Annotated in this window: 13 protein-coding genes and 1 rRNA gene; 6 read left to right on the top strand and 8 right to left on the bottom strand. The window is 72.8% G+C overall.

The features are described 5' to 3' along the window. The 3 genes from rrf to ACQ1X7_RS16725 form a co-directional block, all read left to right on the top strand. Window positions 1-77 (top strand): 5S ribosomal RNA (gene rrf, locus ACQ1X7_RS16735); the annotation flags it as partial. 73 nt (window positions 78-150) lie between these two features. Then, entirely contained in the window at window positions 151-1,041 is an 891-nt protein-coding gene (locus ACQ1X7_RS16730; RefSeq protein WP_432479361.1) for a tetratricopeptide repeat protein, read from the top strand. A 145-nt stretch (window positions 1,042-1,186) separates the two neighbouring features. Continuing rightward, on the top strand, window positions 1,187-1,699 hold the full coding sequence (locus ACQ1X7_RS16725) for a DUF3145 domain-containing protein (protein WP_432479360.1): 513 nt from the start codon (window positions 1,187-1,189) through the stop codon (window positions 1,697-1,699). 23 nt (window positions 1,700-1,722) lie between these two features. Here the strand turns inward: ACQ1X7_RS16725 and ACQ1X7_RS16720 are convergent, their stop codons facing one another. The 7 genes from ACQ1X7_RS16720 to ACQ1X7_RS16690 form a co-directional block, all read right to left on the bottom strand. Then, complete coding sequence (locus tag ACQ1X7_RS16720; protein WP_432479359.1) at window positions 1,723-2,121, bottom strand: hypothetical protein; 399 nt, start codon at window positions 2,119-2,121, stop codon at window positions 1,723-1,725. A gap of 53 nt (window positions 2,122-2,174) precedes the next feature. Next, window positions 2,175-3,605 (bottom strand): acyl-CoA carboxylase subunit beta, encoded by a 1,431-nt coding sequence (locus tag ACQ1X7_RS16715; RefSeq protein WP_432479358.1) that lies wholly within the window; start codon window positions 3,603-3,605, stop codon window positions 2,175-2,177. Further along, window positions 3,602-4,843, bottom strand: a complete 1,242-nt coding sequence (gene fabF / locus ACQ1X7_RS16710; protein WP_432479357.1) for a beta-ketoacyl-ACP synthase II — start codon at window positions 4,841-4,843, stop codon at window positions 3,602-3,604. The genes ACQ1X7_RS16715 and fabF overlap by 4 nt, the downstream gene beginning before the upstream one ends. Before the next feature lie 51 nt (window positions 4,844-4,894). Beyond that, window positions 4,895-5,140: an acyl carrier protein gene (locus ACQ1X7_RS16705; protein ID WP_432479356.1), complete on the bottom strand. Its 246-nt coding sequence runs from the start codon at window positions 5,138-5,140 to the stop codon at window positions 4,895-4,897. 74 nt (window positions 5,141-5,214) lie between these two features. Then, window positions 5,215-6,228, bottom strand: coding sequence for a beta-ketoacyl-ACP synthase III (locus tag ACQ1X7_RS16700; protein WP_432479355.1), 1,014 nt, complete (start codon window positions 6,226-6,228; stop codon window positions 5,215-5,217). Beyond that, entirely contained in the window at window positions 6,228-7,412 is a 1,185-nt protein-coding gene (locus tag ACQ1X7_RS16695) for an acyltransferase domain-containing protein (protein ID WP_432479354.1), read from the bottom strand. Before ACQ1X7_RS16695 ends, ACQ1X7_RS16700 begins: the two co-directional genes overlap by 1 nt. A gap of 80 nt (window positions 7,413-7,492) precedes the next feature. Further along, on the bottom strand, window positions 7,493-8,695 hold the full coding sequence (locus ACQ1X7_RS16690) for a PucR family transcriptional regulator (RefSeq protein ID WP_432479353.1): 1,203 nt from the start codon (window positions 8,693-8,695) through the stop codon (window positions 7,493-7,495). 107 nt (window positions 8,696-8,802) lie between these two features. Here ACQ1X7_RS16690 and ACQ1X7_RS16685 point away from each other — a divergent pair, with 107 nt between their 5' ends. Continuing rightward, window positions 8,803-9,750 (top strand): alpha/beta fold hydrolase, encoded by a 948-nt coding sequence (locus ACQ1X7_RS16685; RefSeq protein ID WP_432479352.1) that lies wholly within the window; start codon window positions 8,803-8,805, stop codon window positions 9,748-9,750. A 212-nt stretch (window positions 9,751-9,962) separates the two neighbouring features. Here the strand turns inward: ACQ1X7_RS16685 and aceE are convergent, their stop codons facing one another. Continuing rightward, a complete protein-coding gene (gene aceE, locus ACQ1X7_RS16680) occupies window positions 9,963-12,746 on the bottom strand; it encodes a pyruvate dehydrogenase (acetyl-transferring), homodimeric type (protein ID WP_432479351.1) in 2,784 nt (927 codons plus the stop codon). Between the two features lie 189 nt (window positions 12,747-12,935). On the opposite strand from aceE, the gene ACQ1X7_RS16675 reads away from it, so the two are divergent. Then, window positions 12,936-13,388 (top strand): DUF3052 domain-containing protein, encoded by a 453-nt coding sequence (locus ACQ1X7_RS16675; RefSeq protein WP_432479350.1) that lies wholly within the window; start codon window positions 12,936-12,938, stop codon window positions 13,386-13,388. Window positions 13,389-13,421: 33 nt separating this feature from the next. Further along, a complete protein-coding gene (locus ACQ1X7_RS16670) occupies window positions 13,422-15,053 on the top strand; it encodes an AMP-binding protein (protein WP_432479349.1) in 1,632 nt (543 codons plus the stop codon). Window positions 15,054-15,075: the final 22 nt, after the last annotated feature.

The raw sequence follows: 15,075 nt of genomic DNA, 5'->3' as shown, positions 1-15,075 counted from the left end.
CGAACCCGGAAGTTAAGCCGATCAGCGCCGATGGTACTGCAACCGACAGGCTGTGGGAGAGTAGGACGCCGCCGGACCTACACTCGGTGGAGGCCACCCGATGCGGGTGGCCTCCACGTCATTTCCAGCCCGATCCGTGAGGAGGACGTCGTGGCCGACGAGCGACGACCGCGCCCCGCTGGGGGCGGCAGGCCCCGGACCGGCGGGAACCCTCGATCGGGTGCCAAGCCGCGGTCCGGCGACGCCGGACGCCCGCGGGGCAAGGGGGCCGGCCCGGGCAAGCGCCGGCCCCGCCAGGGCGACTGGAAGCGTCCGCAGGACCAGCAGGGTCCGCGCACCGCGGACCAGGCCAAGTACGACGGGCCACCGCTGCCCGAGGAGATCACGGGCAAGGAGCTCGACCGCTCCGTGGCCGCGCAGCTCAAGGGGCTGCCGGAGAAGCTCGCGGCCCGGGTCGCCCGTCACCTCGCAGCCGCCGGCATGCTCATCGACGACGACCCCGAGACCGCCTACCAGCACACCCTCGCGGCGAGGGCCCGCGCCGGCCGGCTCGCGGTGGTGCGCGAGGCGACCGGTGAGGCGGCGTACGCCGCGGGTCACTACGCCGAGGCGCTCAGCGACCTGCGCGCCGCGAAGCGGATGAACGGCGCCACGGCGTACCTGCCGATCATGGCCGACTGCCACCGCGCACTCGGGCGGCCCGAGGAGGCGCTCAAGCTCGCCAAGAGCCCGGGCGTGGCGTCCTTCGGACCCGAGGCGAAGGCGGAGATGACCATCGTCGAGGCCGGGGCGCTGCGCGACCTGGGTCGCTTCGACGCCGCCCTGCGGACCCTCGAGCGGGCGCCGCTGCAGTCGCAGAGCAGGGCCGCCTGGGTGGTGCGGCTGCGCTACGCGTACGCCGACACCCTCGAGCAGGCCGGACGTGGGACCGACGCGCTCGCGTGGTTCCACCGGACCCACGCGATCGACGGCGACGAGCTCACCGACGCCGAGGCCCGGGCCGAGGCCCTGGAGCGCGCCCCACGCGACGACGAGGACTGACCTGCTCGATTCACTGGTGTTCACCCGCCACATGCGTCACAATGGGGCCACCAACTACACACGTGTGACTCACCACCGACCGATTCAGCCCGTGCGGAGACCGCTGGGGAAGGCGTACCTCGCGCCGGAGCTGAAGGAGGTCACGGTGACCGCACGCACCACCACTGCAACGAGGGGCGTCCTCTACGTCCACTCCGCGCCGTCCGCGCTGTGCCCGCACATCGAGTGGGCCGTGGGCGGCGTCCTCGGCGTGTCCTCCCATGTCGACTGGACGGCGCAGCCCGCCCAGTCCGGTACCTACCGTGCCGAGCTGTCCTGGACGGGCGCGCCCGGCTCGGCCGCGGCCATCGCCTCGGCACTGCGCGGCTGGAACCACCTCCGGTTCGAGGTCACCGAGGAGCCCACCGCGACCACGGAGGGGGTCCGCTACTCCTACACCCCGGACCTGGGCGTGTTCCACGCCGTCACCGGCCTCCACGGCGACCTGATGATCCCCGAGGACCGGCTGAAGGCCGCCGTGGTCAAGGCGGCGCTCGGCGACACCACCCTGGTCGCCGAGGTCGACAAGCTGCTGGGCAAGCCGTGGGACGACGAGCTGGAGACGTTCCGGCACGCGGGCGAGGGCGCGCCGGTCCGCTGGCTGCACCAGGTCGTCTGAGGCGGAACCGTCGGGGGTGCGCGTCAGCCCCGACGCAGCCGGAACCGGGCCGGCTTGATCCAGTGCTTGTCGGTGTCGAAGCCGCGGATGACGGTCAGCTTGCCGCGGATCCGGAACTTCCCGGGCCGGGTCGAGGAGCGGCACACCTCGAACCTGGCCCGGCCCCTCTTGGGATCGTTCTCCGAGAGCCGGTTGACGGTCCCGAGGCCCTCGCGGCCCGGTCCCACGAGGAAGAGCTCGAGACCCCAGTCGTTGTTGCCCGGCCGGACCCGGTAGCGGAACCCGTAGTCGTGGCACCCGGGGGCGAGCACGCCGTCACCGCGCCACACCCGGCCGTGGTCGGCGTCCCACGCGCCGGCCGGAGGGGCCACGAGCACGCCGCACCCGAGCACGAGCGCTGCGCACAGGCGCCTCAGGGACATGTCCTACCTCCGGGAGGCCCAACGCGTCGGTGTGACCGACGTTACGGTGCGTCTCAGAGGGGGATGTTGCCGTGCTGGCCACGGCGTACGCCGACGGCCTGGACCGCGTCGTCGATGGCGTGCGCGATGGCGGTGCGGGTCCGGTCGGGCTCGACGACCTCGTCGACGACACCGATCTCGACCGCCCGGTCCACCCCGCCCGCGATCCGCTCGTGCTCAGCGGCGAGCTCGGCCTCGACCTGCGGCCGGATCTCCGGCGACACGTCGACGAGCTTGCGGCGGTGCAGGATCCGGATGGCCGCGACCGCGCCCATCACCGCGACCTCGGCGCCCGGCCACGCGAGGACGCGGGTCGCTCCGAGGGAGCGGGCGTTCATGGCGATGTAGGCGCCGCCGTAGGTCTTGCGGGTCACCAGCGTGACGCGCGGGACGACGCACTCCCCGAAGGCGTGGAGCAGCTTGGCGCCGCGTCGGACCACCCCGTCCCACTCCTGCCCGACGCCCGGCAGGTAGCCCGGGACGTCGACCACGACGACGAGGGGTACGCCGAACGCGTCGCACATCCGGACGAACCGGGAGGCCTTCTCGGCCGAGAGCGAGTCGAGGCAGCCGCCGAGCCGCAACGGGTTGTTGGCGACCACACCGACCGTACGGCCGCCGAAGCGGCCGAGCGCGGTGACGATGTTGGGGGCCCAGCGGGCGTGCAGCTCCTGCATGGTGCCCTCGTCGAGCAGCGAGTCGACCAGCGGGTGCACGTCGTAGGCGCGCTTCTTGGACTCCGGCAGCAGCTCGGCCAGGTCACGGTCGGCGACGTCGGCGACGTCGAGACTGCCCTGGGAGCCCAGCAGCGAGGCGACGGTGCGGGCGCGCCCGAGCGCCTCGGCCTCGGACTCGGTGAGGATGTGGACCACGCCGGACCGGCGGCCGTGCGGCTCGGGCCCGCCGAGGCGGAGCATGTCGACGTCCTCGCCGGTCACCGACCGCACCACGTCGGGCCCGGTCACGAAGATCCGGCCGTCGGGACCGAGGATCACCACGTCGGTCAGGGCGGGACCGTACGCCGCCCCGCCCGCCGCCGGGCCGAGCACGACCGAGATCTGCGGGATCCGGCCGGAGGCCTGGGTCATGGCGTGGAAGATCCGGCCGACGGCGTGCAGCGACAGCACGCCCTCCGCGAGCCGGGCACCACCGGAGTGCCAGAGCCCGATGATCGGGACCCCGTCGGTCATCGCCCGGTGGTAGGCGTCGACGACCACGCGGCAGCCGACGTCGCCCATGGCGCCGCCCATGACGGTGGCGTCGGAGGAGAAGGCCGCGACCCGGGTGCCGTCGACGTTGCCGACCGCGGCCAGCATCCCCGAGTCGTCGTCGGGCGTGATCAGCTCCATGCTGCCCTCGTCGAGCAGCGCGGTGAGCCGGTGGACCGGGTTGCGGGGGTCCTGCTCGCGGGGCAGCTTCGCCGGCTTGGCCGGGGCCGTGGTCACGACGTGCTCCCGAAGGCCACGGCGACGTTGGCGCCACCGAAGCCGAAGGAGTTGTTGAGCGCCGCGATGTCGCCCTGCGGCAGGTCGCGCGCCTTGGTGGCGATGTCGAGCTCCACCTGCGGGTCCTGGTCGTCGAGGTTGATCGTCGGCGGTGCCACCCGGTGGTGGAGCGCGAGGATCGTCGCGATCGCCTCCAGCGCCCCGGCCCCGCCCAGCAGGTGCCCGGTCATCGACTTGGTGCTGGTCACGACGACCTCGGAGACGTGGGACCCGAGCGTCGCGTGCAGCATCAGCCCCTCGGCGATGTCGCCCTGCGGCGTCGACGTGGCGTGCGCGTTGACGTGGACGATCGCGCCGGGATCGACCTGCGACTCCTCGATCGCCCGCAGGATCGCGCGGGAGCCACCCCGGCCGGCCGGGTCCGGCTGGGCGATGTCGTGGGCGTCGGCGGTGATGCCGGCGCCCAGGACCTCGGCGTACACGGTGGCGCCGCGGGCCCGGGCGTGCTCCTCGGACTCGAGCACGACGACGCCGGCGCCCTCACCGAGGACGAACCCGTCGCGGCCGGTGTCCCAGGGGCGGGACACGGTGGTCGGGTCGCCCGGGTTCTTCGACAGCGCCATCATGTTGGCGAACGCCGCCATCGGCAGCGGGTGGATCGCCGCCTCGGTACCGCCGGCGACCACGACGTCGGCGCGACCGAGCCGGATCTGGTCGACCGCCAGCGCGATCGCCTCGTTGCCGGACGCGCACGCGGACACCGGCGTGTTGACCGCGGCCCGGGCCCCCACGTGGAGGCTGATCTGGGCCGCCGGCGCGTTGGGCATCAGCATCGGCACCGCGAGGGGCGAGACCCGACGCGGTCCCTTGTCGCGGAGCGCGTCGTAGTTGTCCAGCAGCGTGTTGACACCGCCGATGCCGGACGCCATCGCCACCCCGAGCCGCTCCTGGTCGACGTCGGCGTCGGCGAGGCCGGAGTCCTGCCAGGCCTCCATCGCCGCGATCATCGCGAACTGCGACGACCGGTCGAGCCGACGGGCCTTCACGCGCTCGAGGACCTCGGTGGGCTCGACCGCGATCCGGCCGGCGATCTTGACCGGGAGCTCCTCGGCCCACTCGTCGGTGAGGGCCCGGACGCCGGAGCGGCCCTCGAGCATGCCCTCCCAGGTGCTGGCGACGTCACCGCCGAGCGGGCTGGTGGTGCCGAGGCCGGTGACCACGACGCGGGTGCGACTCATCTGCAATCCGATCCTTCGGAGACGGGGTGGCGGGGGGTGGAGCGCGGCCGGTCAGCCCTGGGCGCGCTCGATGTAGGCGACGGCGTCGCCCACGGTCTTGAGGTTCTTGACCTCGTCGTCGGGGATGGTGACGCCGAACTTCTCCTCGGCGGCGACGACGACCTCGACCATCGAGAGCGAGTCGACGTCGAGGTCGTCGACGAACGACTTGTCCATCTGGACGTCGTCGGCCTCGACGCCGGCGACCTCGTTGACGATCTCGGCGAGGTCGGTGCGGATCTCTTCGGTGGTGGCCATGTGGTGCTCTTCCTTCCGGTGTGGGGTGGTGCGGACAGGTGGTGCGACAGGGGTGGTGCGGACGCCGCGTGTGGCTAGGGGACGGTCACGACCTGGGCGGCGTACGCCAGGCCGGCTCCGAAGGCGATCAGGAGCGCGAGGTCGCCGCTGTGGGCCTCGCCCTCGTCGATCATCCGGTGGAGCGCAAGCGGGATCGACGCCGCCGAGGTGTTGCCCTGGTCGGCGATGTCGCGGGCGATCCGGACCCGCTCGGGGAGCTTCATGGAACGCGCCATCGCGTCGATGATGCGCATGTTGGCCTGGTGGGGGACGAAGACGTCGAGCTGGTCGGCGCTCACGCCGGCGCGGTCGAGCGCCTGCTGGCCGACCTTCGCCATCGCGAACGACGCCCAGCGGAAGACCGGGTTGCCCTGCATGACCAGGTGGGGCATCACGCCGCTGCCCGGCTCGGTCGGCGTGCCGACGACGTCGCGCCAGTCCTCGCGCTGCCGGATCAGGTCGAACTGCTCGCCGTCGGACCCCCAGACGACCGGGCCGATGCCCGGGGTCTCGCTCGGACCGACGACCGCGGCCCCGGCACCGTCGGCGAAGATGAACGCGGTGCCCCGGTCGTGGAGGTCGGTCAGGTCGCTCAGCCGCTCGACCCCGATGACGAGGACGTGGCCGGCGCTGCCGCCGCGGACCATGTCGGCGGCCAGGGAGATGCCGTGGCAGAAGCCCGCGCAGGCGGCGGAGATGTCGAACGCCGCGGCGTTCTCGGTCCCGAGCTCGTGGGCGACGGCGGTGGCGACGGCCGGGGTCTGCAGCAGGTGCGAGACGGTGGCGACCACGACGCAGTCGACCTGCGCGGGGGCGATCCCGGCGCGCTCGAGGGCCTCCCTCGAGGCCGCGACGGACATCATCTGCACCGTCTCCTCGGGCGTGGCCCAGCGGCGCTGCCGGATGCCCGAGCGCTGCTGGATCCACTCGTCGCTGGAGTCGATGGCGGCGATCACCTCGGCGTTGGGCACGACCCGGGACGGGCGGAAGACGCCGAGACCGAGGATGGCGGCGTGGGGCGCTCCGGGCGACCCTGCGATGGCGACCATCAGGCGGCTCCCTCGGGGTGGAGGCGCAGCAGCGGCTGGCCGGGCGAGACGATGTCGCCGTCCTCGACCAGCCACTCGACGACCTGGCCGCCGTGCGGGGCCACGATCTCGGAGCGGGCGCGGGAGGTCTCGACCTCACCGATCAATGCTCCGGGGGCCAGCACGTCGCGGCCGAAGGCGTCCTCGGACTGGTGGAAGGTGCCCTTCGCGGGGGAGACGACCATCCGCCAGGTCGGCGTGGTGTCGATGGGGGAGGCCTCGCCGTGCTTGTCGACGAAGGCCCGGGCGTCGTCGAGCTGGTCGGGAGTCTTCAGCGAGAACGTCTCGACGCCCTTGAGCGCCCGCTTCGCGATGCCGGTGAGGGTGCCGGCGGGCGGCATCTCGAGGATGCCGGTGACGCCCAGGTCGGCCATGGTCTCCATGCAGAGGTCCCAGCGGACCGGGCTGGCGATCTGGCCGACGATGCGGGCCAGGACGTCGCGCCCGTCGTGGACCACGGTGCCGTCGCGGTTGGAGACCACGGGAGTACGGGGGTCGTGCACCGACACCGACCGGGCCAGCCCGGCGAGGTGCCCGACCGCGGGCGCCATGTGCTCGGTGTGGAAGGCACCGGCCACGCTCAGCTGGGTGAGCCGGGCCTTGGCGGGCGGGTCGGCGGCGAGCGCCTCGAGCTGCTCGAGGGTGCCGGCCGCGACGACCTGCCCGGGGCCGTTGTCGTTGGCGGCCGTCAGGCCGTGCTTGTCGATCGCGGCGAGCACCTCGTCGCGGTCGCCTCCGAGCACGGCGGTCATGCCGGTGGGTGTCGCGGCGGCGGCCTCGGCCATCGCCTTGCCTCGCTCGCGTACCAGGACCATGGCCTGCTCGGCCGTGATCACCCGGGCACCGGCGGCCGCGGTGAGCTCTCCGACGCTGTGACCGGCGACCGCGCCGATCTGGGAGAACGCGTCGGCCGGGTGCGGGAACAGCTCGAGGGCCGCGACCAGCCCGGTCGCCACCAGCAACGGCTGGGCGACCTGGGTGTCGCGGATCGTCTCGGCGTCGGACTCGGTGCCGTGGTGCACCAGGTCGAGGCCCGCGACCGTGGAGAGCCAGTGAAAGCGCGAGGCGAAGGTGCGGTCCTCGAGCCACGGGGTCAGGAAGCCGGGGGACTGGGCGCCCTGGCCGGGCGCGACGATGACGAGCACGGGGACCACTCTGCCGGGCGGACCCACGCGCGTGCGCCTCCGGCGCGCACGAATCCGACCCCGCGATTCTTGTAGGGTTCCTACAACGATTCGTGGCGCCCGGACTGTCGGCCCAGCACCAGGGCGATGTGGAGCACGAACGCCTCCCGCGGCTCCGAGGGACTGAAGCCGGTGAGCTCGGCCACCTGTCGCAGCCGGTAGCGCACGGTGTTGGGGTGGACGTAGAGCGCCCGGCCGGTGGCCTCCAGCGACGACCCGGTCTCGAGGTAGGTCGCCAGCGTTTCGACGAGCGTGTCCCGCGCCTTGGTCAGCGGCAGGTAGACCTCCTCGACCAGGTGCCGCCGGGCGTGGCCGTCGCCCGCGAGCACCCGCTCGGGCAGCAGCTCGGAGCTGCGCACCGGTCGGGGTGCGTCGGGCCAGCCGACGGCGGCCCGGTGGGCGGCGAGGGTGGCGCGAGCGGAGCGGTGGGCGTGCTCGAGCCCCCCGACGACCGGTCCGACCACGACGGGCCCCGGGCCGAACAGCTCCACGAGGGCCGGCGCGACCGAGTCCTCGCCGTGACCGGCCCCGCCGAGCAGAACGACGAGCCGGTCGCCCTGGGTGGCGCACAGCGCGTCCTGGCCCGCCGAGCGCGCGACCCGGCGTACCTCCTCGAAGACGTCGGTGTCGGCCCGCCGGCTGGGCGCCTCGCCCAGCACGACCGACACCGCTCCGTGCCCGGACCAGCCGAGGGCGCTGGCCCGCGACAGCAGCGCCTCGTCGGCCTCGCCGCGCAGCACGCTGTCGACGACGAGGGCCTCGAGCCGGGCGTCCCAGGCGCCCCTCACCTCGGCGGCGCGGGCGTAGACCTCCGCGGTCGCGAACGCCACCTCCCGGGCGTAGCGGAGGACGGCGGCGTGGGCGTCGGCGGCGTCGTCGGGATGGACGATGTCCTCGATGTTGCTCTCGACCACCTCGATCGACAGCTTCACCAGGTCGACGGTCTGCTGCAGCGTGATCACGCCCGTCAGGGCCCGAGGGGCGGCGCCGAACACCGCGGAGGCCAGCACGGTCGCGCCCGGCACCGGGCGGCCGGTGTGGGAGTACCAGTCGACGAAGCCCTGGATGCCGGCCTGGACGATGACGCCCACCCACGAGCGGTCCTGGGCGCTCAGCTCCCGGAACCAGGTGAGCTCGGACTCCATCCGCGCGGTCGCCGCCGTGCTGAGGGTCCCCGTGGCGCGGGTCAGCGCCTCGGCCGCGCGGTCCGGCCGCGGGGTGGGGCGATCGAGGGACGAGGTCACCATGCGAGGCTAGTTGACGTCAGAACGCTGGGAGAACAAGGGTTTCGCATCCCCGGGCAGACCGATCCCGTGGTTGAATCGCCGGACGTCGACGAGAGGCTGGTCACATGCCCCCCGCGCAGCACGAGGTCTCCTACCTCACCGTCCACGGCCACCGGCGCGCCTACGTGAAGGTCGGCACGGGACCGGTGCTGCTGCTCCTGCACGGCCTCGGCTGCGACCACACGACGTGGACGCCGGTGATCGACACCCTGGCCCGGCGGTACACCGTGATCGCCCCCGACCTCCTGGGCCACGGTCTCTCCGACAAGCCCCGCGCCGACTACAGCGTCGGCGGGTACGCCAACGGGATGCGCGACCTGATGACCTGCCTCGGCATCGACAAGGTGACCGTGGTGGGGCACAGCTTCGGCGGCGGGGTGGCGATGCAGTTCGCCTACCAGTTCCCCGAGCGCACCGAGCGGCTGGTGCTGGTCGCTTCCGGCGGCCTCGGGTCCGAGGTGTCGCCGCTCGTCCGCGCGGTCACGACGCCCGGCTTCCACCCGGCGATGAAGGTGCTGACCCTCCCCGGGGTCCGGCACGCCGGGAAGGCCGGCCTCAAGGGCCTCTCCCGGATCCCGTCCGGCTGGACCCGCGACCTCGACGAGGTCGCCGAGATCTACGACTCCTTCCGGGACCCGGCAGCGCGGCACGCGATCCGGCACGTCGTCCGGGCGGTGGTCGACTGGCGTGGCCAGATCGTGACCATGGGCGACCGTGCCTACCTCACCGCCAGCATGCCGATGGCGGTGCTCTGGGGCGAGAACGACCAGGTCATCCCCGTCCGCCACGCAGAGCTGGCCGCGCGGATCGCGCCGACCGCCCGGGTGGAGGTGATCCCGAACGCCGGGCACTTCCCGCACAAGGACCACCCCCAGCGGTTCGCCCGGCTGGTCCACGACTTCGTGCGGTCCACCCCGCCCGCGACGTACTCGCGGGCGAGGTTCCGCACCCTGCTGCGCGCCGGGCAGCCGGTCGAGCAGGACGCCACGGTCACCCGGATCGCGCCTGCCTGACCGCTGCCGCGGTCGAGGTCAGAGCGCTTGCTCGGCACCGGCGAGCGTGGGTCGCTCCGCGTGAGGTCAGCGGGCACGTCCCGGGGTTTCGACGCGGCCGTCGCGCCCGCTGGCGCGGGCGCGGGCCTTGCTCAACCTGCGCGCCCACGCCGGGCGCTCGTTCCTCGCGTCCGGCTGCTCGCGCACCCCGGCGCCGCCAGAGCGCTGCGCGCTCAGGCGTCGCCACCCTCCTGCTTCACGTCGGCCACCGCGGTGGGGTCGTCGATCCGGTAGCGGGCGAACGCCTCGGAGACCTTCTCGCGGGGCACCTGGCCCGCGTCGGCGAGGGCCTGCAGGGCCTGCACCACGACCGACTGGGCGTCGACCCGGAAGTAGCGGCGCGCCGCGGGCCGGGTGTCGGCGAAGCCGAAGCCGTCGGCCCCCAGCACCCGGTAGTCGGCGGGCACCCAGCGCGCGATCTGGAGGGGTACGGCGCTCATGTAGTCGGACACGGCGACCACCGGACCGCCGGCGTCGCGCAGCCGGTCGGTGACGTAGGCGGTGCGCTTGTCCTGGTCGGGGTGGAGCAGGTTCCAGTCCTCCGCCGCCACGGCGTCGCGGGCCAGCTCGTTCCACGACGTGACCGACCACTGGTCGGCCGACACGCCCCACTCGTCGCGGAGCAGGCGGGCGGCCTCCTCGACCCAGGGCATCGCCACCCCCGAGCCGAGCAGCTGGACCCGTGGCCCGCCGCCCTCGCCCCGGCCGACGTGGTGCAGGCCGCGCAGGATCCCGTCGACGTCGACGTCGTCGGGCTCGGCCGGCTGGTCGACCGGCTCGTTGTAGACGGTGAGGTAGAAGATGACGTCCTCGGCGTCGGCGCCGTACATCCGCTCCAGGCCGTTCTGCATGATGTGGCTGAGCTCGTAGGCGTAGGCCGGGTCGTAGTGGACGACCGCCGGGTTGGTGGTGGCCAGCAGCGGGGAGTGCCCGTCGGCGTGCTGCAGCCCCTCGCCGGTCAGCGTGGTGCGGCCCGCCGTCGCGCCGATCAGGAAGCCCCGCGCGAGCTGGTCGGCCATCGCCCAGATCGAGTCGGCGGTCCGCTGGAACCCGAACATCGAGTAGAAGATGTAGAACGGGATCATCGGCTCGCCGTGGGTGGAGTACGACGACCCGGCGGCCGTCGCGGACGCCAGCGACCCGGCCTCGGAGATGCCCTCGTGGAGCATCTGCCCCTGCGCGGACTCCTTGTAGGACAGCAACAACTTCCGGTCGACCGACTCGTACTGCTGCCCGCCGGGGTTGTAGACCTTGGCGCTGGGGAACATCGAGTCCATGCCGAAGGTGCGGTACTCGTCCGGGGCGATCGGCACGATCCGTTGCCCGATCTCGGGATCCTTGATCCAGTCGCGCAGCAGCCGGACCAGGGCCATGGTCGTCGCGACCTTGTTCTTGCCCGACCCCTGCTTGAGCTCGGCGTAGACGGCGTCGCCGGGCAGCTTGAGCGGGCTGGACCGGTCGACCCGGCGGGGCAGCGACCCACCCAGCGCCGAGCGGCGCTCGAGCATGTACTGGATCTCGGGCGCGTCCTGGCCGGGGTGGAAGAACGGAGCCGCACCGGTCTCCTCGTAGCTGCGCTCGAGGTCGTTGTCGGAGATCGGCAGGTAGAGCCGGTCGCGGAACTTCTTGAGGTCGTCCTGGGTGAGCTTCTTCATCTGGTGGGTGGCGTTCTTGCTCTCCAGAGCGTCGATGGTCCAGCCCTTGATGGTCTTGGCGAGGATGACCGTCGGCTGCCCGACGTGGTGGGTCGCGGCATCGAACGCGGCGTACACCTTGCGGTAGTCGTGGCCGCCACGCGGCAGCTTCTCGATCTGCTCGTCGCTCATGTGCTCGACCATCTTCCGCAGCCGCGGGTCGGTGCCGAAGAAGTGGTCGCGGATGTAGGCGCCGCTCTCGTTGTGGTAGGTCTGGAACTGGCCGTCGGGGGTGTTGTTCATCCGGTTGACCAGCACGCCGTCGACGTCCTTGGCGAGCAGCGGGTCCCAACCGTCGCCCCACACGACCTTGATCACGTTCCAGCCGGCCCCGCGGAAGTACGACTCCAGCTCCTGGATGATCTTGCCGTTGCCGCGTACCGGGCCGTCCAGCTGCTGCAGGTTGCAGTTGATGACCCACGTGAGGTTGTCGAGCTCCTCGCGGGCGGCGACCCCGATCGCGCCCAGCGACTCGGGCTCGGCCATCTCGCCGTCGCCGAGGAAGGCCCACACCCGCTGCTGGGAGGTGTCCTTGATGCCGCGGTTGTGCAGGTAGCGGTTGAACCGGGCCTGGTAGATGGAGTTGATGCCCGTCAGGCCCATCGAGACCGTCGGGAACTCCCAGAAGTCGGGCATCAGCCGCGGGTGGGGGTACGACGGCAGGCCGTTGCCGGGCCCGTGCTGGACCTCCTGGCGGAACCGGTAGAGCTGCTCCTCGGTGAGCCGGCCCTCGAGGAAGGCTCGGGCGTAGATCCCCGGCGAGCCGTGGCCCTGGATGTAGACCTGGTCGCCGCCGCCGGGGTGGTCCTTGCCGCGGAAGAAGTGGTTGAAGCCGACCTCGTAGAGGCTCGCCGCGGACTGGTAGGTGGCGATGTGGCCGCCGACCTCGAGGCCCTTGCGGTTGGCGCTGGACACCATCACCGCGGCGTTCCAGCGGATGAAGGCCCGGATCCGGCGCTCGATCTCGAGGTCGCCGGGGAACCACGGCTCCCGCTCGGGCGGGATGGTGTTGATGTAGTCGGTGCTGCGCAGGGCGGGGACGCCGACCTGCCACTCACGCGCCCGCTCCAGCAGGCGCAGCATCACGTAGCGGGCACGCTCGCGGCCGCGTTCGTCGACGAGGCCGTCGAAGGACTCCAGCCAGTCGGTGGTCTCGTCGGGGTCGATGTCGGGGAGCTGGGTCGGGAGGCCCTCGTGGATGACGGAGCGGGCGGGGGCGCCCCTCCGGTCCGCTCCGCGGTCCGTCGTCGTGTCGTCGCTCACCGGACCATCGTCGCACGCGGGGAGGAGGCGGAAAATCTACCCGGCGGTAGTGCTTGTGGCCCCCCGACGTGCGGGTGCCCGGCCGTGGCGGCTTGCGCACCCGCCGCTGTTCCGCTGGACTACTGCCCACCTGAGCGCTCGCGCACCGCGAGCGCCCACACGGCCGACACGGCGAGGGAGGGAGGACCCGTGAGCTCGACGGCGGGTAGCGATGCCTCGCAGACCCCGGCGAGTCAGTCGGGGACACCCGGACCCGCGGCCAGGCTCGGGCTGACCACGGGGATGGTGGTCCAGGAGCTCGGCTGGGACTCCGACACCGACGACGACCTGCGGATCGCGATCGAGGACGCCATCGACGCCGACATGGTCGACGGCGACTACGGCAACGTGGTCGACGCCGTCGTCCTGTGGTGGCGCGACGAGGACGGCGACCTCGTCGACGGCCTGGTCGACTCCCTCACCGACCTGGTGGGCGGGGGAGTGATCTGGCTGCTGACGCCCAAGGTCGGCCGCCCCAACTCCGTCGACGCGGCCGACGTCGCCGAGGCCGCCCCCATCGCGGGCCTGGCCCACACCACGACCGTCGCCGTGAGCAAGGACTGGACGGCCACCCGGCTGATCGCGCCTCGGACTCCCGCGTAACCCGCGGTCCCGCTCGGACGTTCCACAGGCACCATGGCCCTCCTCAGTGACCTGACGACCAGCCTCCGCGTCCTCGGGCGCTCGGGGATCATCCGGCCCTACTCCCCGCGCAAGCTCGCCGGGGTCGGCGTCGCGCTCGCGCGGTGGGGTACCGGCCCTGCGGGTGGCTTCGCCGCCCTCGCCGCGCGCGAGCCGCACCGGATCGGGCTGGTCGACGAGCGGGGCGAGCTGACCTTCGACGAGTTGCACCGACGCAGCAACGCGCTCGCCCGCGGGCTGGCCGACCTGGGGGTCGCCGAGGGGGACGCGGTCGCCGTGATGTGCCGCAACCACCGGGGTTTCGTCGACGCCACCATCGCGGTCGCGAAGCTCGGTGCCGATCTGCTCTACCTCAACACCGCGTTCGCCGGGCCGCAGCTGGTCGACGTGCTGGAGCGCGAGGCACCCACCGTGGTGGTCCACGACGAGGAGTTCACCGGCCTGCTCGCGCAGGCGGACGTCGAGCAACGCGTCCTCGCCTGGACCGACTCCGACACCGACCTCCCCACCGTGGAGGCGATCATCGCCGCCCACGACGACGCCGACCTCCCGGCTCCCGACCGTCACGCCCGGATCGTGATCCTCACCTCCGGCACCACGGGCACCCCGAAGGGCGCCCCGCGCAACGAGGCGGGCGTCGACGCCGCGGTGTCGCTGATGTCGCGCCTGCCGCTGCGCTACGGCTGGCGCACCCACATCGCCGCGCCGCTGTTCCACACCTGGGGGTTCGCCCACCTCGCCCTGGCCATGCTGCTCGGCTCGACGGTCGTGCTGCGGCGCCGGTTCGACCCCGAGGGGGCGCTGGCCGCGGTCCAGGACGAGCGCTGCGAGTCGGTCGTGGTGATCCCGGTGATGCTGCAGCGGATCCTGGCGCTGCCGGAGGAGACCCTCGCGCGGTACGACCTGTCGAGGGTCGAGGTGGTCGCGGCGTCCGGCTCGGCCCTGCCGGGCGACCTGGCGCTCAGCTGGATGGACCACTTCGGCGACCACCTCTACAACATCTACGGCTCCACCGAGGTGGCCTACGCCAGCGTCGCCACCCCGCAGGACCTGCGTGAGGCCCCGTCGTCGGCGGGTCGGCCGCCCCACGCCACCGTGGTCCGGATCCTCGGCGAGGACGGGAGGTCCCTGCCCGACGGGGAGACCGGACGGATCTTCGTGGGCAACTCGATGCTGTTCGAGGGCTACACCGGGGGCGGCAGCAAGGACGTGGTCGACGGCCTGATGTCGACGGGCGACGTCGGCCGGATCGGGCCCGACGGCCGGCTGTACGTCGAGGGTCGCGACGACGAGATGATCGTGTCCGGTGGCGAGAACGTCTTCCCGCAGGAGGTCGAGGACTGCCTCGTCGGCCACGAGGCGGTGGCCGAGGCCGCCGCGGTCGGGGTCGACGACGACGACTTCGGCCAGCGCCTGCGTGCGTTCGTCGTCGTCCGCGGGGGCCGGTCGGTCACCGAGGACGACCTGCGGGAGCACGTGAAGGCCCACCTGGCCCGCTACAAGGTGCCGCGCGACATCGTGTTCCTCGAGGAGCTGCCCCGCAACGCGACCGGCAAGGTGCTCAAGCGGGACCTCGCCGACCAGGAGCACGACGACGAAGGGGCCGGGGACACCGCCGACGCCTGATCACCCTGCTGGTGCGAGGATG

The sequence above is a fragment of the Nocardioides sp. GXQ0305 genome (genome assembly GCF_050880345.1).
GTDB lineage: Bacteria > Actinomycetota > Actinomycetes > Propionibacteriales > Nocardioidaceae > Nocardioides.
Note: the sequence above shows the minus strand (reverse complement) of the source record. Positions and strands in the feature narration are given on the sequence as shown.